Annotated in this window: 24 protein-coding genes; 9 read left to right on the top strand and 15 right to left on the bottom strand. The window is 73.5% G+C overall.

The annotated features are described in order from the left end of the window. Nucleotides 1–28 precede the first annotated feature (28 nt). Nucleotides 29–934, bottom strand: a complete 906-nt coding sequence (locus IE332_RS10190) for a TIGR01777 family oxidoreductase (protein WP_189915213.1) — start codon at nt 932–934, stop codon at nt 29–31. Between the two features lie 64 nt (nt 935–998). On the opposite strand from IE332_RS10190, the gene IE332_RS10185 reads away from it, so the two are divergent. Both IE332_RS10185 and IE332_RS10180 read left to right on the top strand, forming a co-directional pair. Continuing rightward, nucleotides 999–1496 carry a GNAT family N-acetyltransferase gene (locus IE332_RS10185; RefSeq protein WP_189915211.1) on the top strand — a complete coding sequence of 166 codons (498 nt, stop codon included), beginning with the start codon at nt 999–1001 and terminating at the stop codon, nt 1494–1496. 132 nt (nt 1497–1628) lie between these two features. Next, nucleotides 1629–2747, top strand: coding sequence for a DUF2510 domain-containing protein (locus IE332_RS10180; RefSeq protein WP_189915209.1), 1119 nt, complete (start codon nt 1629–1631; stop codon nt 2745–2747). 64 nt (nt 2748–2811) lie between these two features. Here the strand turns inward: IE332_RS10180 and IE332_RS10175 are convergent, their stop codons facing one another. From IE332_RS10175 to cobU, 7 genes are all read right to left on the bottom strand, one after another. Beyond that, on the bottom strand, nt 2812–3327 hold the full coding sequence (locus tag IE332_RS10175; protein WP_189915440.1) for a DUF4240 domain-containing protein: 516 nt from the start codon (nt 3325–3327) through the stop codon (nt 2812–2814). Nucleotides 3328–3465: 138 nt separating this feature from the next. Then, nucleotides 3466–5220, bottom strand: a complete 1755-nt coding sequence (gene sucB / locus IE332_RS10170; protein WP_189915207.1) for a 2-oxoglutarate dehydrogenase, E2 component, dihydrolipoamide succinyltransferase — start codon at nt 5218–5220, stop codon at nt 3466–3468. A gap of 79 nt (nt 5221–5299) precedes the next feature. Next, nucleotides 5300–6688 (bottom strand): dihydrolipoyl dehydrogenase, encoded by a 1389-nt coding sequence (gene lpdA, locus IE332_RS10165; RefSeq protein ID WP_189915205.1) that lies wholly within the window; start codon nt 6686–6688, stop codon nt 5300–5302. Nucleotides 6689–7150: 462 nt separating this feature from the next. Beyond that, nucleotides 7151–8653: a leucyl aminopeptidase gene (locus IE332_RS10160; protein WP_189915204.1), complete on the bottom strand. Its 1503-nt coding sequence runs from the start codon at nt 8651–8653 to the stop codon at nt 7151–7153. Nucleotides 8654–8912: 259 nt separating this feature from the next. Beyond that, nucleotides 8913–9704, bottom strand: coding sequence for an adenosylcobinamide-GDP ribazoletransferase (locus IE332_RS10155; RefSeq protein WP_189915202.1), 792 nt, complete (start codon nt 9702–9704; stop codon nt 8913–8915). 79 nt (nt 9705–9783) lie between these two features. Beyond that, complete coding sequence (locus IE332_RS10150) at nt 9784–10908, bottom strand: nicotinate-nucleotide--dimethylbenzimidazole phosphoribosyltransferase (protein WP_189915199.1); 1125 nt, start codon at nt 10906–10908, stop codon at nt 9784–9786. Nucleotides 10909–10936: 28 nt separating this feature from the next. Further along, nucleotides 10937–11521 carry a bifunctional adenosylcobinamide kinase/adenosylcobinamide-phosphate guanylyltransferase gene (cobU, locus tag IE332_RS10145; RefSeq protein ID WP_189915197.1) on the bottom strand — a complete coding sequence of 195 codons (585 nt, stop codon included), beginning with the start codon at nt 11519–11521 and terminating at the stop codon, nt 10937–10939. 111 nt (nt 11522–11632) lie between these two features. On the opposite strand from cobU, the gene IE332_RS10140 reads away from it, so the two are divergent. Further along, nucleotides 11633–11833 carry a hypothetical protein gene (locus tag IE332_RS10140; protein WP_189915195.1) on the top strand — a complete coding sequence of 67 codons (201 nt, stop codon included), beginning with the start codon at nt 11633–11635 and terminating at the stop codon, nt 11831–11833. A 40-nt stretch (nt 11834–11873) separates the two neighbouring features. On the opposite strand, the gene IE332_RS10135 is transcribed toward IE332_RS10140, so the two are convergent. Together IE332_RS10135 and IE332_RS10130 are read right to left on the bottom strand one after the other, a co-directional pair. Next, a complete protein-coding gene (locus IE332_RS10135; RefSeq protein ID WP_268256554.1) occupies nt 11874–12614 on the bottom strand; it encodes a methyltransferase domain-containing protein in 741 nt (246 codons plus the stop codon). 158 nt (nt 12615–12772) lie between these two features. Next, complete coding sequence (locus IE332_RS10130; RefSeq protein WP_229928482.1) at nt 12773–13372, bottom strand: DUF3043 domain-containing protein; 600 nt, start codon at nt 13370–13372, stop codon at nt 12773–12775. A gap of 301 nt (nt 13373–13673) precedes the next feature. On the opposite strand from IE332_RS10130, the gene IE332_RS10125 reads away from it, so the two are divergent. Next, nucleotides 13674–14477, top strand: a complete 804-nt coding sequence (locus tag IE332_RS10125; protein WP_189915193.1) for a PspA/IM30 family protein — start codon at nt 13674–13676, stop codon at nt 14475–14477. A 37-nt stretch (nt 14478–14514) separates the two neighbouring features. Beyond that, a complete protein-coding gene (gene pspAA, locus IE332_RS10120) occupies nt 14515–14808 on the top strand; it encodes a PspA-associated protein PspAA (RefSeq protein ID WP_189915192.1) in 294 nt (97 codons plus the stop codon). Nucleotides 14809–14964: 156 nt separating this feature from the next. Here pspAA and nadA read toward each other — a convergent pair whose 3' ends face one another. Further along, nucleotides 14965–16149, bottom strand: coding sequence for a quinolinate synthase NadA (gene nadA, locus IE332_RS10115; RefSeq protein WP_373313694.1), 1185 nt, complete (start codon nt 16147–16149; stop codon nt 14965–14967). Nucleotides 16150–16615: 466 nt separating this feature from the next. Here nadA and IE332_RS10110 point away from each other — a divergent pair, with 466 nt between their 5' ends. Both IE332_RS10110 and IE332_RS10105 read left to right on the top strand, forming a co-directional pair. Further along, nucleotides 16616–17080, top strand: a complete 465-nt coding sequence (locus tag IE332_RS10110) for an Lrp/AsnC family transcriptional regulator (protein WP_049651848.1) — start codon at nt 16616–16618, stop codon at nt 17078–17080. 194 nt (nt 17081–17274) lie between these two features. After that, a complete protein-coding gene (locus IE332_RS10105) occupies nt 17275–18642 on the top strand; it encodes a pyridoxal phosphate-dependent decarboxylase family protein (RefSeq protein WP_229928481.1) in 1368 nt (455 codons plus the stop codon). Nucleotides 18643–18739: 97 nt separating this feature from the next. Here IE332_RS10105 and IE332_RS10100 read toward each other — a convergent pair whose 3' ends face one another. Continuing rightward, a complete protein-coding gene (locus IE332_RS10100) occupies nt 18740–19600 on the bottom strand; it encodes a GNAT family N-acetyltransferase (protein WP_189915190.1) in 861 nt (286 codons plus the stop codon). A gap of 243 nt (nt 19601–19843) precedes the next feature. Between IE332_RS10100 and erpA the strand changes: the two genes are divergently transcribed. Further along, entirely contained in the window at nt 19844–20197 is a 354-nt protein-coding gene (gene erpA / locus IE332_RS10095; RefSeq protein ID WP_189915188.1) for an iron-sulfur cluster insertion protein ErpA, read from the top strand. Between the two features lie 105 nt (nt 20198–20302). Here erpA and IE332_RS10090 read toward each other — a convergent pair whose 3' ends face one another. Both IE332_RS10090 and IE332_RS10085 read right to left on the bottom strand, forming a co-directional pair. Next, entirely contained in the window at nt 20303–20986 is a 684-nt protein-coding gene (locus tag IE332_RS10090) for a hypothetical protein (RefSeq protein WP_189915186.1), read from the bottom strand. Nucleotides 20987–21121: 135 nt separating this feature from the next. Then, a complete protein-coding gene (locus IE332_RS10085) occupies nt 21122–21328 on the bottom strand; it encodes a hypothetical protein (RefSeq protein WP_189915184.1) in 207 nt (68 codons plus the stop codon). Nucleotides 21329–21606: 278 nt separating this feature from the next. On the opposite strand from IE332_RS10085, the gene IE332_RS10080 reads away from it, so the two are divergent. Next, a complete protein-coding gene (locus IE332_RS10080; RefSeq protein WP_189915183.1) occupies nt 21607–22584 on the top strand; it encodes a carbohydrate kinase family protein in 978 nt (325 codons plus the stop codon). Here IE332_RS10080 and IE332_RS10075 read toward each other — a convergent pair. Continuing rightward, the gene (locus IE332_RS10075; RefSeq protein WP_444542938.1) at nt 22577–24109 is read right to left on the bottom strand and encodes a cysteine desulfurase/sulfurtransferase TusA family protein; all 1533 of its coding nucleotides are present in this window, start codon (nt 24107–24109) and stop codon (nt 22577–22579) included. The two genes, IE332_RS10080 and IE332_RS10075, sit on opposite strands and share 8 nt — an antisense overlap. Nucleotides 24110–24375: the final 266 nt, after the last annotated feature.

The raw sequence follows: 24375 nt of genomic DNA, 5'->3' as shown, positions 1-24375 counted from the left end.
CGCGAGCACCGCCGAGAGCGACGCCGCCTCACAGCGCCGCGAGCACCGCCGAGTACACGTCCGGGTGGGTGAAGCGGAAGCCCGCGTCCGACAACCGCCGGGGCACCACCCGGTGGCTGCCGACCACCTCGACCGCCAGCTCGCCCAGCACCACCTTCAGCACCGCCTCCGGCACCGGGAACAGCGTCGGCCGCCGCAGCGCCCGGCCGAGCGCGGTGGTCAGCTCGGCGTTGGTCGCCGGGCGCGGCGACGTCAGGTTGAAGGCGCCGGAGAGGTCGTCGTGGTCGAGCAGGAAGCGCAGCGCGGCCACCTGGTCGTGCAGCGAGATGAAGCTCCAGTACTGCCGCCCGCTGCCGAGCCGGCCGCCCAGGCCGAGCCGGAACAGCGGGAACAGCCGCCCGCCGGCCCCGCCGGCCGAGGAGAGCACCATCCCGGTGCGGGGGTGGACGACCCGGATCCCGGCCCGTTCGGCGGGCCGGGCGGCGGCCTCCCACTCCACGCAGACCTCGGCCAGGAAGTCGTCGCCGGCGGGGGAGTCCTCGTCGATCACCCGGTCGCCGGTCTGGCCGTACCAGCCGACCGCGGAGGCGCTCACCAGGACCTGCGGCGGCTCCTTCAGCTCGGCCAGCGCGACGGCCAGCGTCTCGGTGCCCAGGACCCGGCTCTCCCGGATCTCCCGCTTGTAGGCGTCCGTCCAGCGGTGGTCGCCGACCCCGGCGCCGGCCAGGTGCACCACCGCCTGGACCCCGGCCAGCCCGTCCCGGTCGATCTCGCCGAGCAGCGGGTTCCAGCCGATGGCCGTGGAGCCGTCCGGCTGCGGGCCCGTCCTGGACCGGTGCCGGACCAACCGGACCACCTCATGCTCGTCCGCCAGCAGGGAGCGGACGAGCGCCGAACCGATCAAACCCGTGGAACCCGTGACTGCGATGCGCATGGGTCCATCCTCGCAGTCCACACACGTCTGTCACGTGCTCATCCGTCTCACTAGCATGGCGCGCATGCCCGCTGACGATCTGATCATCCGTCCGGCGCGGGCCGAGGACGACCGCGAGCTCGCCGTCCTCAACCGCGCCAGCTGGTCCACCCTGTCCGACGTCTCGCCGCGGCCGCCCGCCGAGGACGGGGTCTTCGACGAGCGCCACGCCCCCGAGCAGTTCCTGCTGGCCGTCCTGGACGGCCGGATCGTCGGCTACGTCCGCCAGATCCCGCCCACCCCGCTGGCCTGCAACCGGCACGTCCGCCAGATCCAGGGCCTGGCCGTCGACGGCACCGTCCGCGGCCGGGGGATCGGCCGGCGCCTGGTCGAGGCGGCCTGCGCGGCGGCCCGCGCCGGGGGCGCCCGGAGGATGACCCTGCGGGTGCTCGGCTGGAACGCCCCGGCCCGCCGCCTCTACGAGAGCTGCGGCTTCGTCGTCGAGGGCACGCTGGCGGAGGAGTTCCTGATCGACGGCCGCTACGCGGACGACGTCCTGATGGCCCGCCGACTGGTCGACTGAGGCCGGTTCCCCGACCCTCCGCCGGGCCCCCGGACGGTGTGCGGAAGCGGCGCGGGAGCGGTGCGGAGGCGGTGCAGAGTCGTGACACACCCGCCCTGTCTGGACCGCCGCCGCGCCGGGTACGGTACGGCCGTGAGCAACTCGACGCCTCCCGGGTGGTACCCGGTCCCGGGTGCGGACGGCACCCCCGGTCACGAGCGCTGGTGGGACGGCAACGCCTGGACCAGCGAGGTCCGACCGCTCCAGGGCGGCGTCGCGGGCGGGCTCCCCGACGCCCCGACGCAGACGTGGCAGTCCTCCGAGCAGAAGCCCGGCTACGGGTACCCGGGCGGCGCCCAGCCCCCGGCCTACGGCTACCCGGGCCAGGACGGCGCCCAGCCCCCTCAGGCCCAGGCCCCGGCGTACGGCTACCCCGGCCAGGAGGGCTACCCCGGCCAGGCCGGGTACCCGGGCCAGGCCGGCTACCCGGCGGGCCAGGGCGCCGGCTACGGCTACCCGGGGCCGGGCTACCCGCCACCGGCCCCCGCCAAGAACAACACCGGTGTGATCATCGGAATCTCGGTCGCCCTGCTCACCGTGGGCGGGATCATCGCCGGCATCATGCTCACCGGCGGCGGTGACCCGAAGGCGGACCCGACCCCGAACCCCACGGTCACCGTCACCCGCGGCGACGGCCCCTCCCCGAGCCCCAGCCCGACCCCGACCCGGCCCACCACCAGCCCCACGGTGCCGGCGCCCAAGCCCGCGCCGGTCCTCAAGACCACCGTCCCCGACCCGCAGCACGCGATCACCGTCCCGGTCTTCGAGGGCTGGGACGCGGCGACGGACGGCGCGCACTCGACGGTCTTCCTCGGCAGCGGCCGCTACACCTGCGCGGACGGCAACTCCTGCATCCGCGGCCAGTTCTCGGTCGAGAAGGACACCGTCCAGGGCACCACCCCCAAGGCGGCCGCCGACACCACCATGGCCACCTACGCCGGGCAGATCTTCACCGGGATCACCTCGCACACCGACTCCGGCTCCGGCTACGTCAGCGTCGCCGGCGTGCTCGGCTACGCCACGCGCTGGCACGTCCGCACCTCGGACGGCACCCAGGGCTACGTGGTGCTGGCCGCCGTCCCGGCCAAGGGCGGCGGCTACGTGGTCTTCGAGGGCGGCGTGGACGACGACCCGTCCGCGCCCGACGTCTCGGTGCTGGACCAGATCCTCAAGGGCGTCAAGCAGGACAGCTCCTCCGGCAGCTCCGCCTGAGGCCGGCCGCCCGGAAGCCCACGACGGGCGACCGGGCGGCAGGGGGCGGGGCAGAGCGGCGGCCTCAGTCCCCGTACCGCTCCCACAGCTTGGGGAAGCGCTTCGCCATGACGTCCGGGTCGTCGAAGTCCAGCGCCGCCCCGGACGGCCGTCCGGCCTGCCGGCCGCCCACCTCGGGCAGCGGCAGCCCGGTCAGCTGCTCGTACGCCTCGTCGGCGGCGTAGCCGAGGTCCTCGGCCTCGCCGTCCTCCTCCTCGTCGAACTCGGGCAGCAGGTCCGCCAGGTCGTCCGGCTCGGTCAGCCCGCCCTCGAAGACCTCCCGGCCCTGGCCGATCAGCCAGCAGCGGAAGTAGTCGAAGGTGTCCTCGGAGGCGCCGTCCAGCAGCAGGTAGGCGGCGCCCCACAGGTCGTAGCGGTAGGCGCGGCCGAACCGGGCCTCGAAGAGCCGGGCGAAGTCGATCACGTCGTCCGGGGTCAGTTGGACGAGCCGCTCCACCAGCCGGTCGGCCTGTTCGTCGGGATCGCCGTCGGCGGCCTCCCGGGTGTCGTCGATGATCTGCCAGAAGTCGGTCTCGTCCATCACCGCTCAAGCATCCCCGTTCGGCCGCGTCCGCGCATGCCACGACCCGGCGTGGCCCGGAGCCCGTCTTCGGCCGGGAACGGCGGAACCCCGCGCCGTCCGGGGACGACGCGGGGTTCCGGCGGGACCGTGGAGGGGTCAGAGGCCGAGCTCGACCTCGAACTCGCCGGCCTCCAGGATCTCCTTGACCGCGACCAGGTAGCGGGCGGCGTCGGCGCCGTCCACCAGGCGGTGGTCGTAGGAGAGCGACAGGTAGGTCATGTCACGGATGCCGATGGCGGTGCCGCCGTCGGCCTCGATGACCACCGGGCGCTTGACGGTGGCGCCGATGCCCAGGATCGCGGCCTGGTTCGGCGGCACGATCACGGTGTCGAACAGCGCACCGCGCGAGCCGGTGTTGCTGATGGTGAAGGTCGCGCCGGACAGCTCGTCCGGGGTGATCTTGCTGTCGCGGACCTTGCCGGCCAGCTCCGCGGTCTTCTTCGAGATGCCGGCGATGTTGAGGTCGCCCGCACCCTTGATGACCGGGGTCATCAGACCCTTCTCGGAGTCCACCGCGATACCGATGTTCTCGGTGTCGAAGTAGGTGATGGTGCCCTCGGCGTCGTTGATCCGGGCGTTGACGACCGCGTGGGCCTTCAGCGCCTGGGCGGCGGCCTTGACGAAGAACGGCATCGGGGACAGCTTCACGCCCTCGCGGGCGAGGAAGGAGTCCTTGGCCCTGCCGCGCAGCGACATGATCTTGGTGACGTCCACCTCGACCACGCTGGTCAGCTGGGCCTGCTCGTGCAGGGCCTTCATCATGTTGTCGCCGATGACCTTGCGCATGCGGGTCATCTTGACCGTCTGGCCGCGCAGGGCGGACGGCGCGGCGGCGGCCTTCGGCGCGGCGGCCGGGGCGGCAGCGGCGACCGGGGCCGGAGCGGCCTTGGCGGCCTCCGCGGCGGCGATGACGTCCTGCTTGCGGATGCGACCGCCGACGCCGGTACCGGCGACGGAGGACAGCGCGACACCGTGCTCGGCGGCGAGCTTGCGCACCAGCGGGGTGACGTAGGCGTCACCGCTGTCGGCGGCCGGAGCAGCCGGAGCAGCCGGGGCAACGGGAGCCGGAGCGGCGACCGGAGCCGGGGCGGCCACGGGGGCCGGGGCAGCGGCAACCGGAGCCGGAGCCGGAGCGGCCGGGGCAACGGGGGCCGGAGCGGCCACGGGAGCCGGGGCGGCGACCGGAGCCGGGGCGGCCACGGGGGCCGGGGCAGCGGCAGCCGGAGCGGCGGCGACCGCACCCGCGGCACCGATCAGCGCGAGCTGGGCGCCGACCTCGGCGGTCTCGTCCTCGCCGACCAGGATCTTCACCAGGGTGCCGGCGACCGGCGACGGGATCTCGGTGTCGACCTTGTCGGTGGAGACCTCGAGCAGCGGCTCGTCGATCTCGACCGTCTCACCCTCGGCCTTCAGCCAGCGGGTGACGGTGCCCTCGGTGACGGACTCGCCCAGGGCGGGCAGCAGCACCGGGGTGGCGTCGCCGGCCGGAGCGGCGGCGGGGGCCTCGGCAACCGGGGCCGGAGCGGCGACCGGAGCCGGAGCGGCGACCGGAGCCGGGGCGGCGGCGGGCGCGGCCTCGGCGACGGGGGCCGGGGCGGCGGCCGGGGCACCGGTGCCGTCGTCGATGATCGCCAGCTCGGCGCCGACCTCGACGGTCTCGTCCTCGCCGACCTTGATCGAGGAGAGGATGCCGGAAGCCGGGGCCGGGATCTCGGTGTCGACCTTGTCGGTCGACACCTCGAGCAGCGGCTCGTCGACCTCGACACGCTCACCCTCGGCCTTCAGCCAACGGGTGACGGTGCCCTCGGAAACGCTCTCGCCCAGCGCGGGCAGTGTTACTGAGACCGCCATGGTTTCAGCGACTCCTATCAAGTCTTGCGTACGGAGTACTTGCGTACGGGAAGTACCGGAAAAGGGGGGTGGGGCGCGATCAGTCGTGCGCGTGCAGCGGCTTGCCGGCCAGCGCCAGGTGCGCCTCGCCCAGGGCCTCGGACTGGGTCGGGTGCGCGTGGATGAGCTGCGCGACCTCGGCCGGCAGGGCCTCCCAGTTGTAGATCAGCTGGGCTTCGCCGACCTGCTCGCCCATGCGGGCGCCGACCATGTGGACACCGACCACGGCGCCGTCCTTGACCTGGACGAGCTTGATCTCGCCGGCGGTCTTCAGGATCTTGCTCTTGCCGTTGCCGGCCAGGTTGTACTTGAGGGTGACGACCTTGTCCTTGCCGTACAGCTCGACGGCCTTGGCCTCGGAGATGCCGACGGAGGCGACCTCGGGGTTGGAGTACGTCACGCGCGGGACGCCGTCGTAGTCGATCGGCACCGGCTTGAGGCCGGCCAGGCGCTCGGCGACCAGGATGCCCTCGGCGAAGCCGACGTGGGCCAGCTGCAGGGTCGGGGCGAGGTCGCCGACGGCGGAGATGGTGGGCACGTTGGTGCGCATGTACTCGTCGACCAGGACGTAGCCGCGGTCCATCGCGACGCCGTTCTCCTCGTAGCCGAGGCCGGCCGAGACCGGGCCGCGGCCGATGGCGACGAGCAGCAGGTCGGCGTCGATCTGCTTGCCGTTCTCGGTGGAGACGCGGACACCGGTCTCGGTGTACTCGACGCCCGAGAAGCGGGCCTTCAGCTCGAACTTGATGCCGCGCTTGCGGAACGCGCGCTCCAGCAGCTTGGAGGAGTTCTCGTCCTCCAGCGGCACGAGGTGCGGCAGCGCCTCGACGATGGTGACCTCGACGCCGAAGGACTTCCAGACCGAGGCGAACTCGACGCCGATGACGCCGCCACCGAGGATGACGACCGACTTCGGGATGCGGTCGAGCTTGAGCGCGTGGTCCGAGGAGATCACGCGGTTGCCGTCGATCTCCAGGCCCGGGATCGAGCGCGGCACGGAACCGGTGGCCAGGACGATGTGGCGGCCTTCGATGCGCTGGCCGTTGACATCCACCGAGGTCTGCGAGGAGAGCTTGCCCTCGCCCTGGACGAAGGTGACCTTGCGGGACGCCACCAGGCCCTGCAGACCCTTGTACAGGCCGGCGATGACGTCGTCCTTGTACTTGTGGACGCCGTTGATGTCGATGCCCTGGAAGGTGGCCAGCACGCCGAACTCGGCGGCCTCCTTCGTCTCGTCCGCGATCTCGGCGGCGTGCAGCAGCGCCTTGGTCGGGATGCAGCCGCGGTGCAGGCAGGTGCCGCCCAGCTCCCCCTTCTCGACCAGGGCGACGCTCAGGCCCAGCTGAGCGGCGCGGAGCGCCGCGGCGTAACCGCCGCTTCCGCCTCCGAGAATGACTACGTCGAAAACGGTGCTGGCGTCGTTCGCCACGTCACGTCCTCCATGCAATGGGGTGGGTCGCCGGGCCGGTACGGTCCGGTGGGTCGGAAGCCTTTGTGGGGCGCCCAGTCGTGCCGGAAATACATCTTCGCACTTGTTCGCGGTGGCTGATGTCCGGGGCCACCCCAGGGGTGTCCCACGGAGTGGTCACGGGGGCGGGAATGGCCTCCACGGATGGGCATCATCGCAGCTCAGAGCGGTATTGACAGCCGCCGGACGGGCGTCTTCCGCCCCGGCCGCCGCCACCTCTTCCGCACTGTGGAACAAAGTTTCGCCCGCAGCGAACAGGGGTGCGCCGCGCCACCACGCCCTACTCGCAGGTAACCCGGCCGAACGCCGGCGGGGCCGGCACCGAACGCCCGCCGGGCCGGGCGCGAACGCCGGCCGGGCCGGGCCGGAACGCCGACGGGGCCCGGCGCAAGCGCGCCGGGCCCCGTCGCAGCGGGTGGCTGATCAGGCCTTGCCGTTCGCCGTCCGCTCGGCGAAGCGGACCAGGGTGCGCACCGCGCTCGCGGTGCCGCCCTTCGGGGTGTAGCCGTACGGGGCGCCCTCGTGGAACGCCGGACCGGCGATGTCCAGGTGCGCCCAGTCGATGCCCTCGGCCACGAACTCCTTCAGGAACAGACCGGCCACCAGGCCGCCGCCCATCCGCTCGCCCATGTTGGCCAGATCGGCGATGGTCGACTCGGTCATGCCCTTGCGCAGGTCGGCGGGCAGCGGCATCGGCCAGGACTGCTCGCCCACCTCGCCCGCGAGGGCGTGCAGGTCGTCGCGGAGCTCGTCGCTGTTGGACATCACGCCGAAGGTGCGGTTGCCCAGGGCCAGCACCATGGCGCCGGTCAGGGTGGCCACGTCGACGATGACGTCGGGGTTCTCCTCGCCGGCCCGCACGATGGCGTCGGCCAGCACCAGGCGGCCCTCGGCGTCGGTGTTCAGGACCTCGACGGTCTTGCCGCCGTACATCCGCAGCACGTCGCCCGGGCGGGTGGCGGAGCCGGACGGCATGTTCTCGGCCAGCGCCAGCCAGGCGGTCACGTTGACGGTCAGGCCCAGCCGCTTGGCGGCCACCACGGCGGCGAACACGGCGGCGGCGCCGGCCATGTCGCACTTCATGGTCTCGTTGTGGCCGGCCGGCTTCAGCGAGATGCCGCCCGAGTCGTAGGTGATGCCCTTGCCGACGAACGCCAGAGTGGCCTTGGCCTTCGGGTGGGTGTAGGCCACCTTCACCAGGCGGGGCGGGTTGGTCGAGCCGACGCCGACGCCCATCAGGCCGCCGAAGCCGCCCTTGGTCAGCGCCTTCTCGTCCAGCACCTCGACCTTGAGGCCGTGCTCCTTGCCGGCCGCCTGGGCGATCGCGGCGAAGCTCTTCGGGTTCAGGTCGTTCGGCGCGGTGTTCACCAGGTCGCGGGCGCGGTTCATCTCCTCGCCGAGCGCGGCGGCGCGCTCCACGGCGGCCTTGGCGTCCTTGCTGCCCTTGCGGGCGGCCAGCAGGACCAGCTCGCCGACCGGCTCCTTGCCGTTGCCGTTGCCCTTGTACGTGCCGAAGGCGTACGAGCCGAGCAGGCCGCCCAGGGCGACCGCCTCGATCTCCGCGGCGGACTCGGCGGGCAGGGCCAGCGCGACCTTCTTGGCGCCGGCCAGGGTGCGGGCGGCGACACCGGCGGCGCGGCGCAGCGACTCCAGCTCGTGGCCCTCCTCGCCGGCCTCGCCGAGGCCGACCGCGAGCACGAGCGCGGCCTTCAGGCCGGCGGGGGAGTGGACCTTCACGGCCTCGCCCTCGGCGCCGGTCGCGCCCAGGGTGCTGAGGACCTCGGCCAGCTTGCCCTCGAACGCCTCGTTGACGGCCTCGGAGCCGGAGGTCAGCACGATGCCCTTCGGGCCCTTGGCGACACCGACCACCAGGGCGTCCGCGCGCAGCGAGGCGGCGGAGGAGGTGCTCACAGACAATGCAGTCACGTAATGCGTCCTGTTCTTTCGCGGTCCACGGCCGGAGGCGGCGAGGCTGCCGCACCGGCGCGCAGCCCGCCGTCGCAGGCCGTCCGTCGGCGGGGCTCCGGGTCCGGGGCCCCTGGTGTGCGCGTCCGCGGGAGGCGGCCGTGCACACCAGAGGCCCCGGCTCCACGGAGCTCGCCGGGCGGGCAGGACCTGCCACGGTGCAGGGCTGCGGTGCTCCACGCATGGTAGTCCGCATGCTGGGATCACGCGCCGCCCGGTGTCAGCCGAGCAACGCCAGGGCGAACAGCGTGCCCGTCGCGGCGGTCTCCGCCATCGCCCCGAGCACGTCCCCGGTGATCCCGCCGAACCGCCGCACGCACCGTCCCAGCAGCAGTCGGGCGCAGCCCAGGCCGAGCGCAAGGGCCAGCGGGAGGCGGAGAACTGACCATCCGTCGAGCAGCCCGGCCGCGGCCAGGGCGAGCGCGGTGCCGGCCGTCGCGGCGACCGCCCCGGCGGGCGTCACCGTGCTCGCCACCATCGCGCCCAGCCCGCCCGGCCGGGCGGGCGGAACCGACCGCAGACAGCCCCAGGCGAGCGCGCACCGGGCGGCCGCCGCGGCGGCGGCCACCGCGAGCGCGCCGCGCAGCGGCGAGTGTCCGAACTGTCCGGCCAGCGCGGCGACCTGGGCCAGCAGCACCAGGACCAGGGTCAGCACGCCGAACGGGCCGATGTCCGACTGCTTCATGACGCGCAGCGCGTCCTCGGCCGGCTTGCCGCTGCCCAGCCCGTCCGCGACGTCCGCCAGGCCGTCCAGGTGGAGCCCCCGGGTCAGACCGGCGAGCACCCCCACCGCGGTCACCGCCCCGAGCGGACCGCCGGCCCGCCAGGCGACCAGCGCCCCGGCCGCGGCCGCCACCGCCCCGAGGGCCAGCCCCACCACCGGAGCCGTCACCATCGCCCGCGCGCCCGCCGCCCGGTCCCACCGCTCCACCCGCACCCGCAGCACGGACAGCGTCCCGAACCCGAACCGCAGCCCGTCCGCCCAGGTGGCCCGACCGCCGGGGTCCGTCATGAGCGCACTCCTCTCAACAGCGAGAACGCCCCTTCGCAGGGGCGTTCTCCGACCGGCGTCCGGGGGCGGGGGCGGTTCGCTACAGCTTCCGCAGCAGGTCCGCCGCCGACGGCAGCTTCGGCGGCTCCGCGGGCTGCTTCGCCGCCGCCGGGACGAACGGCCTCGGCGCCTCGTCCGCGAGCGCGTCCCCCGCCGCCTGCAGCAGCGGCAGCGCCAGCAGCGCGCCGACGCCCTCGCCCATGGTGATCCCCTGGTCCTGCAACGGCGTCAGGGTCAGCCGGTCGTACGCCTTCGCCTGGGCGGGCTCGCCGCTGGACTGCCCGGCCCGCCACCACTCCGGCGCCCGGAAGGCGATCCGCTGCGCGACCAGCGCGCAGGCCGCCGAGACCACGCCGTCCAGGACCACCGGCAGCCGTCGGACGGCCGCCTGCAGCAGGAAGCCGGTGATCGCCGCGAAGTCGGCCCCGCCGGTGGTGCCGAGCAGCGCCAGCTGGTCGCCGAGCACCGGCCGGGCCCGCCGCAGCGAGTCCCGGATGGTGGCGCACTTGACCATCCACACCCGGTCGTCGATCCCGGAGCCGCGTCCGGTGACCGCGGCCGCGTCCGTCCCGCACAGCGCGCCGACCAGGACGCCGGCCACGGTGGTGGCGCCCACGCCGAGGTCGCCGAGCAGCACCAGGTCGGTGCCGGCGTCGGCCTCCTCGTCGGCGACGGCCATGCCGGCCCGGAAGGCCCGGACGGTCTCCTCCGCGGTGAGCGCGTCCTCGACGTCGATCCGGCCGGAGCCGCGCCGGATCCGGTGGGCGACCACCTCGTCCGGGAAGTCGGCGGGATCGGCGTCCACCGCGACGTCGACCACCCGCACCTCGGCGCCGTAGCGCGCGGCCAGCCTGGCCACCGGCGCGGTGCCGTCCAGGACGTCCCGCACCCGGGCCGCGGTGCCGCCGCGGGCGGGCATCCGGGACACCCCGAGCGCGGCCACGCCGTGGTCGGCGGCGAACAGCAGCACCTTGGGCGCGGAGACCGGCAGCACCGGGGAGCGCCCCTGTACGGAGGCGAGCCAGCTGCCCAGCTCCTCCAGCTTGCCGAGCCCGCCGCGCGGGCGGTCGGCCGCCTGCCAGCGCTCGTCGGCGGCCCGCCGGGCGCTCTCGTCGGGGCGCTCGACGAGCGAGGAGAACGTATCGAGATCCACGGTCGTGTCCATCGGTCGGAAGGCTACACGCCGAAGGTGTTCAGCCCGCGGCTGGCTTGACGTCCGGCTTGACGGTCAGCACCTGCCCGGCCACGACCAGCAGGACCCGCTCGGAGGCGTCCGCCACGGCCATGTTGAGCCGGCCCAGGGTGTCGCGGAACCGGCGGCCGGCGGCGGTGGCCGGGACGACACCCATGCCGACCTCGTTGCTCACCGCGACGACGGTGCGCCCGGTGGCGGCCCAGGCCGTCGCCAGCGCCTCGCAGCGCCGCTGCACCGCGGCCTCGGCCCGGTCCGCCCAGGCCTCGTCGTCCCAGGCCCCGCACTCGTCCATCACGGACGTCAGCCAGAGCGCCAGGCAGTCGATCAGGACCGGCGCCGGGTCGGCGGTGTCGGCCAGCACGGCCTCCAGGTCGCAGGTCTCGGCGGTGCGCCAGCTCGCCGGCCGGCGCTCCCGGTGCAGGGAGACCCGCTGGGCCCACTCGGCGTCGCCGTCCCGGGTGCCGCCGGTGGCCACGTACAGGACGTCCGGCCGGTCGGCGAGCAGCTGCTCGGCGCGGGTGGACTTGCCGGACCGGGCGCCGCCGAGCAGCAGCGTGCGGGGGAGCGGGGGGAGGGTCGCCATGCCGCCCATCCTGCCGGACGGGGCGTCCGGACGAGGCATACGGAAGATCGGGCCGGGCAGGCTAAGGTGCGCAGCAACTACAGGCAGCGTCGTCGGTGGGAGGAGCCGGGCATGGCGTGGACGTGGCGGTACGAGAAGGCGGACGGCAGCGCGGCGACGACCGACGCCGGCCAGGAGGAGTTCGCCGGTCAGGGCGACGCCGAGACCTGGATCGGGGAGACCTGGAAGCAGCTCGCGGAGGACGGCGTCGACACCGCGGTGCTCCTGGAGGACGACCGGGTGATCTACGCGATGAGCCTGCACGAGGGGTAGGCCCCTCGGCGGGCCCGCACGGTGAGCGGGCCCGGCGGGTCTACTTCGACCCGATCACGTGCAGCAGCGCGGCGACCTGCCGGTACGGGTCGGTGCGGCCGGCCCGGTCCTCGGCTTCGAGGAGCTGGGCCAGCTGCCGCCCGTCCACCGGCGGGGCCGCGTCGTCGGGGGCGTTGTCGGTGAAGACCCGCACGCCGTACCAGTGCCGGATCGGCACCGACACCTCGGAGAGGGTGACGGAGAGGTCGGCGAGCCGGTAGGCCCGGGCGGCCAGTCCGAGCCGGTTGTAGTACCGGTCGCTCTCGAAGGCGTGCAGGGCGGCCCGCCAGTCCCCGGCGGCGGCGGGCCGCAGGGCGAGGGCGTCGCGGTTGCGGACCAGCAGCGAGAGCAGCCCGCCGGGCGCCAGCAGCCGGGCCAGCGAGGCGATCATCGGGTCCGGGTCGGGCAGGTACATCAGGACGCCGTGGCAGAGCACCACGTCGAAGCTGCGCGGGCCGAACCAGCGCCCGCACTGGTGGCCGTCGCCGCTGAGCAGCTGCAGCCGGCCGCGGACCTCCTCGGGTTCCTCGGCGAGCGCCCCCTGGGCGACGCCGAGCGCGACCGGGTCCGAGTCGATCCCGGTGACGTAGTGACCGGCCCGGGCCAGCCGCAGCGCCTGGGTGCCCTGGCCGCAGCCGATGTCGAGCACCCGCTGCCCGGCGCGGCCGGCCAGCTGTTCGGCGAGCTGGCGGGAGACGAGTTCCTGGCGGACGAAGTTGCGCAGTCCGCCGAGCCGGTCCAGCCAGGCGGCGGTGCCGCCGGCGAAGGATCCGCTGCGCGAGGGCAGCCGTCGCTCCTGGGCCAGCCGGTCGTGGCCGCCGTGGCCCTGCCCCGGCAGCGCGTACAGGCCGGGCCCCTCCCAGGAGGGCGGGGCCCAGCCGGAGTCGACCGGTTCGGCGGTCAGGGCTTCTCCCCGCGCCGCACCTGCGGCTTGGGCAGGCGCAGGCGGCGCATCTGCAGGGTGCGCATGATCCCGTAGGCGACCGCGCCGCGGGTGTTCTCGTTCGGGAAGCGCTCGGCGAGCTGCTTGCGCAGGCCCAGGCCGAGGCGGACGAAGTCCAGGATCACGAAGACGAAGAACAGCAGGAACAGCAGCGTGGAGAGCACCTGCAGCTGGGTCACCTTGATGATGCTGAGCACCAGGATGACGACGGCGGCGGGGAGGAAGAACTCGGCGAGCGACCAGCGGGCGTCCACGTAGTCGCGGGCGAACTTGCGCACCGGGCCCTTGTCACGGGCCGGGAGGTGGCGCTGGTCGCCGTTCATCAGCGCTTGGCGCTGCTTCTCGCGCTCGCTCCGCATCTGCTCGCGCGCCTGGCGGGTGGCCTCCTTGCGGTCCTTGGGCACCGTCACCCGGGCGCGTCGGTTGGCCGCGGCCTCGTTGCGCTTGGGGGTGGGGCGGCCCTTCTTGGCCTCGGGGTGGCGGGCCTGGGTCGTCTCGTCCTGCTTCTCCAGCACGGTGGCGGAGGCGGCGGCATCATCTGAACGGCGTCGGAACACACCACCAGCGTACGGGGTGCGGAGCCGCTTCCACGGGTGCCCTCGGAACCGAACGCATATCGATACCGGCAGGAAGCCGCCGGAACCGGGTTTCCCGGGGGCTTCCCGTAGGGGATCAGTCGGATGGACGATGGGGGGGATGAGGGGCGGATCCACCCGGGGGATGAGGAAACGCCACTGGTCGCTGTAGCAGTCTTGTTGCAGGCAGGTGCACTGCGGCGATGGGCTCGCTGCACATACACTCGTCGTGTCTGGTAACGAGATAGAGACCGCAGGCCGGAGAAGGGGGCACCCGAGGCCCATGAGCGACGGAATCATGAAGCGTATGGGGCTGATCTTCCGCTCCAAGGCGAACAAGGCCTTGGATCGGGCGGAGGATCCGCGTGAGACGCTCGACTATTCGTACCAGAAGCAGCTGGAACTGCTGCAGAAGGTACGGCGCGGTGTCGCGGACGTCGCGACCTCGCGCAAGCGTCTCGAACTCCAGCTGACCCAGCTCCAGCAGCAGTCGGCCAAGTACGAGGACCAGGGCCGCAAGGCGCTGTCCCTCGGCCGCGAGGACCTCGCGCGCGAGGCGCTGACCCGCAAGGCCAACATGCAGTCCCAGATCACCGATCTGGAGACCCAGTACCAGCAGCTGCAGGCCGAGGAGGAGAAGCTCACCCTCGCCTCCCAGCGGCTGCAGGCCAAGGTGGACGCCTTCCGCACCAAGAAGGAGACCATCAAGGCGACGTACACCGCCGCGCAGGCGCAGACCCGCATCGCCGAGTCCTTCTCGGGCATCTCCGAGGAGATGGGCGACGTCGGCCTGGCGATCCAGCGTGCCGAGGACAAGACCGCCCAGATGCAGGCCCGGGCCGGTGCCATCGACGAGCTGCTCGCTTCCGGTGCGCTCGACGACGCCAGCGGTCTCGGCCGCAAGGACGACATCGAGGCCGAGCTGGAGCGCGTCGCCGGTGGTTCCGACGTCGAGCTGGAGCTGGCCCGGATGAAGGCCGAGCTGTCCGGCGGTCCCGCCTCGGGCCCGGCCGCGATCGAGCAGGGCCGGCCGGAGGCCCAGCCGCAGCAGCAGCAGGACACCCCGCGCATCAACTACAACAAGTGATCTGAGCTCCACCCCACGAACCAGGGAGACGCACGGCATGATCATGAGGGTCATGGGTGAGGGGCAGTTCGAGGTGGGCGAGGACCACCTGAACCTGCTCAACGAGCTCGACTCCGAGCTCGTCACCGCAGTGGAGTCCGGGGACGACGAACTCTTCCGTCGGGCCTACGGCAAGCTGCTGGACGCGGTGAAGCAGTTCGGCACCCCGGTGCCGCTGGATTCGCTGGAGCCGTCCGAGCTGATCCTGCCGAGCGCCGACGCGACGATCGACGAGGTCCGCGAGCTGCTGATGGCCGACGGCGAGGGCGTGATCCCGGGCTTCCCCGAGTAACGCTGCGACTGCTGCCAGACGAAAGGGCGGGCCCCCTCCACCAGGAGGGGGCCCGCCCTTCGGCTGTTGTTCGCCCGCTCGCCCGTGACACGGCTCGGGGCGGGGGCTCGCCCGCTCGCCCACGACACGGCTCGGGGCGGGCCGCGACCAGCCGGGCTACGGCAGGGCCAGCATCCGGTCCAGGGCGGCCTTGGCGTGCTTCTCGGTCTCCGGGTCGACGGTGATCACGTTCGGCACCCGGCCCTCGACCAGCGACTCCAGCGCCCAGACCAGGTGCGGCAGGTCGATCCGGTTCATGGTCGAGCAGAAGCAGACCGCGCGGTCGAGGAAGACGATCTCCTTGTCCGGGTGCGCCTTGGCCAGCCGGCGGACGAGGTTCAGCTCGGTGCCGATGGCCCACTTGGAGCCGGGCTCGGCGGCGTCCAGCGCCTTGATGATGTACTCGGTCGAGCCCACCATGTCGGCGGCCGCGACGACCTCGTGCTTGCACTCGGGGTGCACCAGGACGTTCACGCCGGGGATCCGGGCGCGGACGTCGTTCACCGAGTCCAGGCTGAACCGGCCGTGCACCGAGCAGTGGCCGCGCCAGAGGATCATCTTGGCGTCCCGCAGCTGCTCGGCGGTCAGGCCGCCGTTCGGCTTGTGCGGGTTGTAGACGACGCAGTCGTCCAGCGAGAGGCCCATGTCGCGCACCGCGGTGTTGCGGCCGAGGTGCTGGTCGGGCAGGAAGAGCACCTTCTCGCCCTGCTCGAACGCCCACTCCAGGGCGCGCTTCGCGTTGGAGGAGGTGCAGATGGTGCCGCCGTGCCGGCCGGTGAAGGCCTTGATGTCGGCGGAGGAGTTCATGTACGAGACCGGGACGGTCACGTCGGCTATGCCGGCGTCGGCCAGCGCGTCCCAGCACTCGGCGACCTGCTCGGCGGTGGCCATGTCGGCCATCGAGCAGCCGGCCGCGAGGTCCGGCAGGATGACCTGCTGGGCCGCGGTGGTGAGGATGTCCGCGGACTCGGCCATGAAGTGCACACCGCAGAAGACGATGTACTCGGCCTCGGGACGGGCCGCCGCGTCGCGGGCGAGCTTGAAGGAGTCGCCGGTGACGTCGGCGAACTCGATCACCTCGTCGCGCTGGTAGTGGTGGCCGAGGATGAAGACGCGGTCGCCCAGCGTGGCCTTGGCCGCCCGGGCGCGCTCCACGAGGTTCGGGTCGGAGGCCGGCGGGAGGTCACCGGGGCACTCGACGCCGCGCTCGCTGTTCGGGTCGGCCTCACGGCCGAGCAGCAGCAGAGCGAGCGGCGTCGGAGTGGGGTCGACGCCGTAGGTCTCGGTGATGGTGGTGGTCACGGGCGGGTGCCCTTCTGTGCGGCCGATCAAGCGGTGAAGCCTTTTCGTCTATCTGACGCTATCTATGATAACCGGTTCGCGTCAGAGTGACGATGGCCGTTCTGTCGATGTGACGAGAACCGCTCGCCGGATCGGCCCTATCGGAGCCGGTTGACCGATTTGGGTGGGTCCGGGCGTGTCCGAATCGATATTTCGAAGGCCCCGGCCGCCCGTCGCCCCCACCTTTCCGCCGGCAGGGCGCTCGGAGGGCCGCGTCCGGGGCGGGACCGTCCTCCGGGTGCGCCGTGGCGCGCCCCGGCCGGCGGTTTGCCCGCCGACCGACACCGGCCCGTCATCCTTCGGCGGTGAACTCGTTCGGGTCATCCGCCAGAATGGTTGGCGAACCGTTTCGGCAATGGCGACGGCAACGGCAGCAGCCTCCGCGACGCCCCGCCGACCCCCGCACGACCCGTGGAGCCCCGCACCGATGACCAGCAGCCGAGCACACGAGGTGGTCGGGGCCGACCTGGACGAGACCGACCGGCTCCTGCTCGCCCGGCTCGGCAGCGACGGCCGCGCCTCGTACGCCGAGATCGGCCTGCAGGTGAACCTCTCCGCCACCGCCGTGCGCCGCCGGATCGACCGGCTGCGGGCGCGCGGCGTGGTGCGGGGCTTCACCGTGGTGCTCGACCCGTCCGTCCTCGGCTGGCAGACCGAGGCCTTCGTCGAGGTCTACTGCCGCGAGCGCACCGCCCCCGAGGAGATCCTGGCCAGCCTGCGGCAGTTCCCGGAGGTCGTCGCGGCCTGGACGGTCACCGGCGACCCGGACGCCCTGGTCCACCTGCGGGCCGCCGACATGCGCCATCTGGAGGCCGTCATCGAGCGGATCCGGCGCGAGCCCGGCGTCCAGCGCAGCCGCTCCTCGGTGGTCCTCTCCCAGCTCATCGGCTGACCCCGGCGGGGTACGCAGGAATCCTGCGCGGACCGGCCCGAAGACGCCCGAAACCTGCCTGACCAGCCGCGTTCCGACGCGCGGCGAAGCACTCCGGCTGCCTACGCTGATCACGTCCGGTCGTCGCGGTGAAGTCCCCCGCCGGCCGGGCCGGATCCTGACCCCCGACACCCCACAGCCGAGAGGGACCCGCCGTGTCCGCAGCCCCCGACCGCATGCACCGGCCCGACAACGAACTGGTCGACCTGGTTTTCGACTACATGCGGGAGCGGCTGCAGTACGACCCCGTCCCGCTCGACCACCCCGGTGACGGCGAGCACCTGCGCGCCCAGCTGTCCGGCCTGCTGAACCAGGACGGCAACAACCCGGCCGACGTGCTCAAGCTCTACGACCACGAGCTGTCCCGCGCGGTCATCTCCGCCGACAGCCCGCGCTACCTGTCCTTCATCCCGTGCGCCCCGACCAAGGCCGCGCTGCTGTTCGACATGGTGGTCTCCTGCGCCTCCCTGCAGGGCATCTCCTGGCTGGAGGCGGCCGGCGCGATCGCCGCCGAGAACCAGGTGCTGCGCCTGATCGCCGACCGCGCGGGCATGCCCGAGACGGCCGGCGGCACCTTCGTCTCCGGCGGCTCGGCGGGCAACCTCTCCGCCCTCGTGGTCGCCCGCGACACCGCCCGCCGCCGCCTGGGCGTCGGCCCGGAGGCGCGGCTGCGGATAGCCGTCGCCGACCAGGTGCACTCCTCGGTGAAGAACACCTTCAACATCATCGGCGTCGAGGCCTTCAAGGTCCCGACCGTGAACCGGCGATTCACCGGTGAGGCGCTGCGCGCCGCGCTGGCGGCCGACCCGAACCCCGAGACGGTGATCGCGGTCGTCGGCACCGGCGGCACCACCAACGAGGGCATCGTCGACGACCTCGCCGGCCTGGCCGAGGTCGCCCGCGAGCGCGACCTGTGGTTCCACGTGGACGGCGCCTACGGCGGCGCGGGCCTGTTCGCCCCCTCGGTGCGCGAGCGCTACAACGGCATCGAGCACGCCGACTCCTTCGTGGTCGACCCGCACAAGTGGCTGTTCGCCCCCTTCGACTGCGCCGCGCTGATCTACCGCAACCCGCAGCTCGCCCGCGCCGTGCACACCCAGGACGCGTCCTACCTGGACGTCCTGCACACCGAGGGCGACGAGTGGAACCCCACCGACTACGCCTACCACCTGACCCGGCGCGCCCGCGGCCTGCCGCTCTGGTTCTCGCTCGCCGTGCACGGCGTCCAGGCCTACACCGACGCCATCGAGGCCGGCCTCACGCTCGCCCGGGAGACCGCGCAGCTGATCCGTGAGACCGACCACCTGGAGCTGCTGTTCGACCCGCAGCTCTCGGCCGTCTGCTTCAAGCGCACGGGCTGGACCAACGAGGACTACTACCGCTGGTCGCAGCAGCTGCTCGCGGACCAGATCGGCTTCGTCACCCCCACCGGCTGGGACGGCGAGACGGTCGCCCGCTTCGCCTTCCTGCACCCGGGCACCACCATGGAGATGGTCAAGGAGATCCTGGACACCATGGTCTGACCGGGGCCCGAGGCTCCCGCGCACGGCCCCGCCGGCTCCTGAGGTTCCGAGGAGCCGGTGGGGCCGTGCCCGTTCCCGCCCGCGCTCCCTCCCGCCGCTACAGGAACGCCCCGCTCGGCAGGTACGGCGCCGGCGGCCGCATCCCGCGCACCCCGACGAAGCCGCCGGCCCGCGGCGTCAGCCCGACCTCCAGCCCGACGTCCAGCGCCCACTCCTGCTCCGCGGTCAGGAACTCCACCTGGGCCTCGACCCCGTCCGGCACCCGGGCCAGCGCCTCGCGCAGCAGCCGGGCGGCGATCCGCTTGCTGGTGGCCGCCAGCAGCCGCACCCCGCCGCCGTCCCGGTAGCAGTAGCCGCTGCCGGCCAGCGCGTCGGCGATCAGCAGTTCCTCGAAGTGGCCCAGCATCAGCTCGTGGTCGGGCCCGTGCGCGGACCCGCGCAGCCGCCGGTCCACCGAGTCCAGCAGGTGCAGGTGGGTGGCGTTGCCGCGGTGCACCGGGATGTCCCCGGGGTCGATCAGCCCGGCCCGGTCCACCCGCCCGGTCAGCCGCATCGCCGGGTGCAGGGTGAACCCGGCCATCCGGTAGCGCCGTGCCGCCGCGGGGGAGTCCGAGGCGCAGACCATCCCGCGCAGGCAGCCCTTCGCGTGCGCCGCCGCCCGTTCCATCAGCAGCCGTCCGACGCCCTTGCCCTGCGCGGACGGCCGGACCGCGAACAGGGACGGCGACCACAGGCCCTCCCGCCGCATCGACAGCACCACCCCGACCGGCTCCCCGTCGATCGAGGCCAGCCAGCAGCCGCCGGGATCGGTGCGCGCCAGGTGCCGGGTGCGGGCCAGCCGCAACGGCGTCGGCTGGGGCGCCGGCCCGGCCCCGGCGGGGTCGGCGAACGCGGCGGCGGACAGTTCGTGGACGGTCTCCGCGTCCGCGGCGGTGTCCCTGACCGGGCGAAGGATCATGCGGACCATCCTGGCCTCGGGCGGGCCGCCGCGGGGCCGGTTCGGCCGGATCCGGGGCTCGGGCGGTGACCGGTCCGCCAGGGTTGTGCGAGCATGGGGAACGTAGGGAACACGGGTGGCACACCCGGCCCACGGACAATCAGCCGAACAGGCCGAAGAAATCCATCGCCGCCCGGAAATGAAACCGGACGGCCGTTGGTTGGCACTGGCGGTAGACCGTCGTCAAAGACCGGGAGAAAGCAGATGACCGTCCAGGACGAGACCACCGTCGAGAGTGGCATCCTCCTCACCGATGCCGCCGCGGCCAAGGTCAAGGCCCTGCTGGAGCAGGAAGGCCGCGAGGACCTCGCGCTGCGCGTCGCCGTCCAGCCCGGCGGCTGCTCCGGCCTGCGTTACCAGCTGTTCTTCGACGAGCGCTCGCTCGACGGCGACGTGCTCAAGGACTTCGACGGTGTGAAGGTCGTCACCGACCGGATGAGCGCCCCGTACCTGGGCGGCGCCACCGTCGACTTCGTCGACACCATCGAGAAGCAGGGCTTCACGATCGACAACCCGAACGCCACCGGCTCCTGCGCCTGCGGCGACTCGTTCAGCTAGGCCCGCAGCGTTCGGCTGGCCCCGCCGCTTCGGCTGGGCCAGCTGCGAAGAGGCGGCCCCGGGAGCTCCCGGGGCCGCCTCTTCGTCGTCTCCGCGCCCGCGGCGCTACTGGCCGGCGACGTCCGGGGTGACCGGGTCCGGCCCGCTGTGCGGGTCGGCCTCCAGCGGCACCTCCTGGCCGCTGGTCTTGTCGACCACCGTCCGGCCGGCCAGCGGCGAGCGCAGGTCGGCCGCCACCGACTGCCGCTTGGCCAGCGCGTTGCAGACCTGCCCGGGCTGCACGGCGGGCTGGCCCGGCACCACCACGACGTCCACCCGGCCCGGCTGCGACTCGTCCGCCTTCAGCGCGTACTTCGTGCAGACCCCGCCGAAGAAGTAGACGGTCAGCTTGGTGGTGCCGTCCACCCGGTAGGCCACCGGCGGACGGGCCGGCGAGCCCGAGCCCGAACCGTTGGGGTTCGGCTCGCCCGGTGCGATCCCGTTGACCGGGGGAGTGCCCGGCACCGGCTGCCCGGGAGCGGGCGAGGCCGGGGTGGGCACGAAATCGGTCGGCGGCGCCGACGGCCGGCCGGTGTCCGAGGGGCTGCCGGTCGGAGCCGCCGCGGAGGGGCTGCCGGAGGGAACCGGGGCCTGCGGGGAGGCGCTCGCCGAGGCCGAGCCGCTCGTCGCCGAGTCCGAGGCCGGCTTCCCGTCCCCGTTGCACCCGGCCACCGTCACCACCGCCGCCAGCGCCAGAGCCGCCAGGGCCGCCGTCCGCCGACCACGCCGGGGCATCGTCTCCAGATCCATCTGCACATCCTCCCGAGAGCTCAGCGGTGCGGCCTCCTCGGCCGCTCCGCGCGGATGTGACGTGCTCCGGGCGGATCCGGTTCCGCTTCGATTCGTCGGCGGTTCGATTCGCCGGCGGTTGGATCGGGCCGCGGCTCAGAAGCCGTACTCGGCCATCCCCGCGACCACCCGCTGCGCCCCGGACGGCACCCGCAGGCCGGCCGACACCGGGGCCGTCGGCTCCGGGCCGGCCACCAGCAGCGGCCAGAACCGGCGCAGCCGCCGGGAGGAGTCCACCAGGGCGTCGAGGGTCTCGCCGTCCTCGGCCCGCCGGGCGGACAACGGGGAGTGGTCGGTCATCATCGGGCATCGCTCCGATCGGGAGCCGTGGCGACACTGCCACGGTCGACGTCGGGGCCCGCCCGCGCGGCGGGCCTCCTGAGGGCGACCCTAGGACGGCCTCCGCCCGCCCACCAGTGCTACCCGGAGGTAGTACACGTTCGACGGCGACGGGTGCCACGATGGCCGTGAGGGCGGCAACTTGCGGCACTCTTGCCGGGGCACCTCCGGTGGCCGGGTACCGTGAGTGGGTTCACCCCCGCCTGCCCGCTGGCACAGCAGCCACCCTGAGGAGACCTTCCGTGCGTATCGCCGTCGCCGGCTCGATCGCCACCGACCACCTGATGACGTTCCCCGGCCGGTTCGCCGACCAGCTCGTCGCCGAGCAGCTGCACACCGTGTCGCTGTCCTTCCTGGTCGACACCCTGGACATCCGCCGCGGCGGGGTCGCCCCGAACATCGCCTTCGGCATGGGTGTGCTCGGGCTCCGCCCGGTCCTGGTCGGTGCCGCCGGCGCGGACTTCGCCGAGTACCGCAGCTGGCTGGAGCGCAACAACGTGGACTGCGACTCCGTCCACATCTCCGAGACCCGGCACACCGCCCGCTTCATGTGCACCACGGACGAGGACCACAACCAGATCGCCTCGTTCTACACGGGCGCCATGGCCGAGGCCCGCAGCATCGAGCTGAAGCCGATCTTCGACCGGGTCGGCGGCCTGGACCTCGTCCTGATCGGCGCCGACGACCCGCAGGGCATGGTCCGCCACACCCAGGAGTGCCGTACCCGCGGCTACGCCTTCGCCGCCGACCCCTCCCAGCAGCTGGCCCGCCTGGAGGGCGACGACATCCGCGAGATCGTGGACGGCGCCGCGTACCTCTTCACCAACGAGTACGAGGCCGCGCTGATCGAGACCAAGACCGGCTGGGACGCCGAGGAGCTGCTGACCCGCGTCGGCACCCGGATCACCACCCTCGGCAGCAAGGGCGTCCGGATCGAGCGCAAGGGCGAGGCCGCGATCCTGGTCGGCTGCGCCCAGGAGGAGGCCAAGGTCGACCCGACCGGCGTCGGCGACGCCTTCCGGGCCGGCTTCCTGGCCGGTCTGTCCTGGGACCTCGACCTGGAGCGCTCCGCCCAGCTCGGCTGCATGCTCGCCACCCTGGTCATCGAGACCGTCGGCACCCAGGAGTACGAGCTGCGCCCGACCGGCTTCCTGAAGCGCTTCGAGGACAGCTACGGCGCCGAGGCGGCCGCCGAGATCCGCGCGCACCTGGTCAAGTAGTCCGCCGCACCACGAGGTAGGCCGAGCCCCGGTCGCCGCCGTAGTCGGCGGCCGGGGCCTCGCCCGCGTACTCGTGCCCGCGCATCCCGCACCAGGCCGGGATGTCCAGCCGGGCCGCCTCGTCGTCCGCCAGCACCGCGACCGTGCCGCCCTCCGGCACCTCGCCGATCCGCTTCGCCAGCTCGATCACCGGCAGCGGACACCGCTTGCCCAGGGCGTCGATGACTGTGACTCGCCCGCTCGCCTCCGGGCGCTCGGACCCGGCGCCGACAGTCCTCCCTCCCGCACTCCCTCCTTCGTCGGTCGCTTGTCGCTCGTCATTTACGGCACCGGCGCGCCCTTCGGCTCGGGGCGGCAGCTCAGCCGAAGCCGTGGAGGCCTCCGGGGCCGGCAGGTCCAGCCCGAGCGGCGCCCGGACGCCGGCCACCAGGTCGGGCAGCACCGCGAGGAAGCGGTCCACGTCGGCCTCGGCCGTTCCGTACGGCAGCGAGACCCGGACGTTGCCCTCGGTGAGCACCCCCATCGCCGCCAGCACATGGCTGGGCGTCAGCGTGGAGGAGGTGCAGGAGGAGCCGGAGGAGACCGCGAAGCCGGCCCGGTCCAGCTCGGTCAGCAGCACCTCGCCGTCGACGTACAGGCAGGAGAAGGTGACGATGTGCGGCAGCCGCCGCACCGGGTCGCCGACCACCTCGACCTCGGGCACCAGGCGCGGCACCCGGGCCCGGATCCGTTCCACCAGCGCGTGCAGCCGGGCGTTCTCCCGGTCGGCCTCGGCCCGTACGGCGCGCAGCGAAGCGGCCGCGGCCACGATCGCCGGGACGTTGACGTAGCCGGGCACCCTGCCGCCCTCGCGTTCGTCGGCCGGCAGCGGCGAGGAGTAGCGGACGCCCTTGCGCACCGCCAGCACCCCGACCCCCGCCGGGCCGCCCCACTTGTGCGCGCTCGCGGTCAGCAGCGACCAGCCCGCCGGGACGTCCGTCCGGCCCGCGCTCTGCGCCGCGTCCACCAGCAGCGGGACGCCGGCCGCGGCGCACAGCTCGGCGACCTCGCCGACCGGCTGGACCGTGCCCACCTCGTGGTTGGCGCTCTGCAGCGCGGCCAGCGCGGTGTCGGGCCGCAGCAGCGCGCCGAAGGCCGCCGGGTCGACCCGTCCGCCCCGGTCGACCGGCACCACCGAGACCTCGCCCCCGCCCGCCTCGTGGCGTTCGGCGACGTGCAGCACGCTGGAGTGCTCCACCGCGGAGTGCACCAGGTGGGCGCCGCGCCGCCGGTGGCCGGTCAGGGCGCCGAGCAGGCCGAGCTGGACGGCCTGGGTGCCGCTCGCGGTGAAGGCGATCTCGTCGGCCCGCGCGCCCAGCACCGCGGCGACCGTCTCGCGGGCGGCGTCCAGCAGCATCCGGGCCTGCCGGCCGGAGCGGTACAGCCGGGCCGGATCGGCCCAGCCCTCGTCCAGGGCGGCGGTCAGCGCCTGCCGCGCGACGGGGTGCAGAGGGGCCGTCGAGGCCGCGTCGAAGTACACGGTCACATTTAACGACACACCGGGGGCGGGTCCGGGTCCGCTCGCCGGGCTCACCCACCGTCAGTCGATCACCCCGAATGTCCGCTTCGTCCGCGTCCGACGGGTCGTCACGGGCGTTGTCCGAGGTCATCCCCCGATCGGGCGTACGGACCTCGAATGCCTACGATGACCTGCGGCGCAGCCCCTGCCGGGCCTGATCGGGCGACCGGGCGGCGCGTTACCGGGGGCTGCCCGTCAGGAGCGCATAAGGCTGGAGTAGGGTTTGGCCCGCA

Origin of the sequence: Kitasatospora xanthocidica (assembly GCF_014656195.1) — a bacterium.
In the GTDB taxonomy this organism is placed as follows: domain Bacteria; phylum Actinomycetota; class Actinomycetes; order Streptomycetales; family Streptomycetaceae; genus Kitasatospora; species Kitasatospora xanthocidica.
This window is presented reverse-complemented; position numbering and strand designations above follow the sequence as displayed.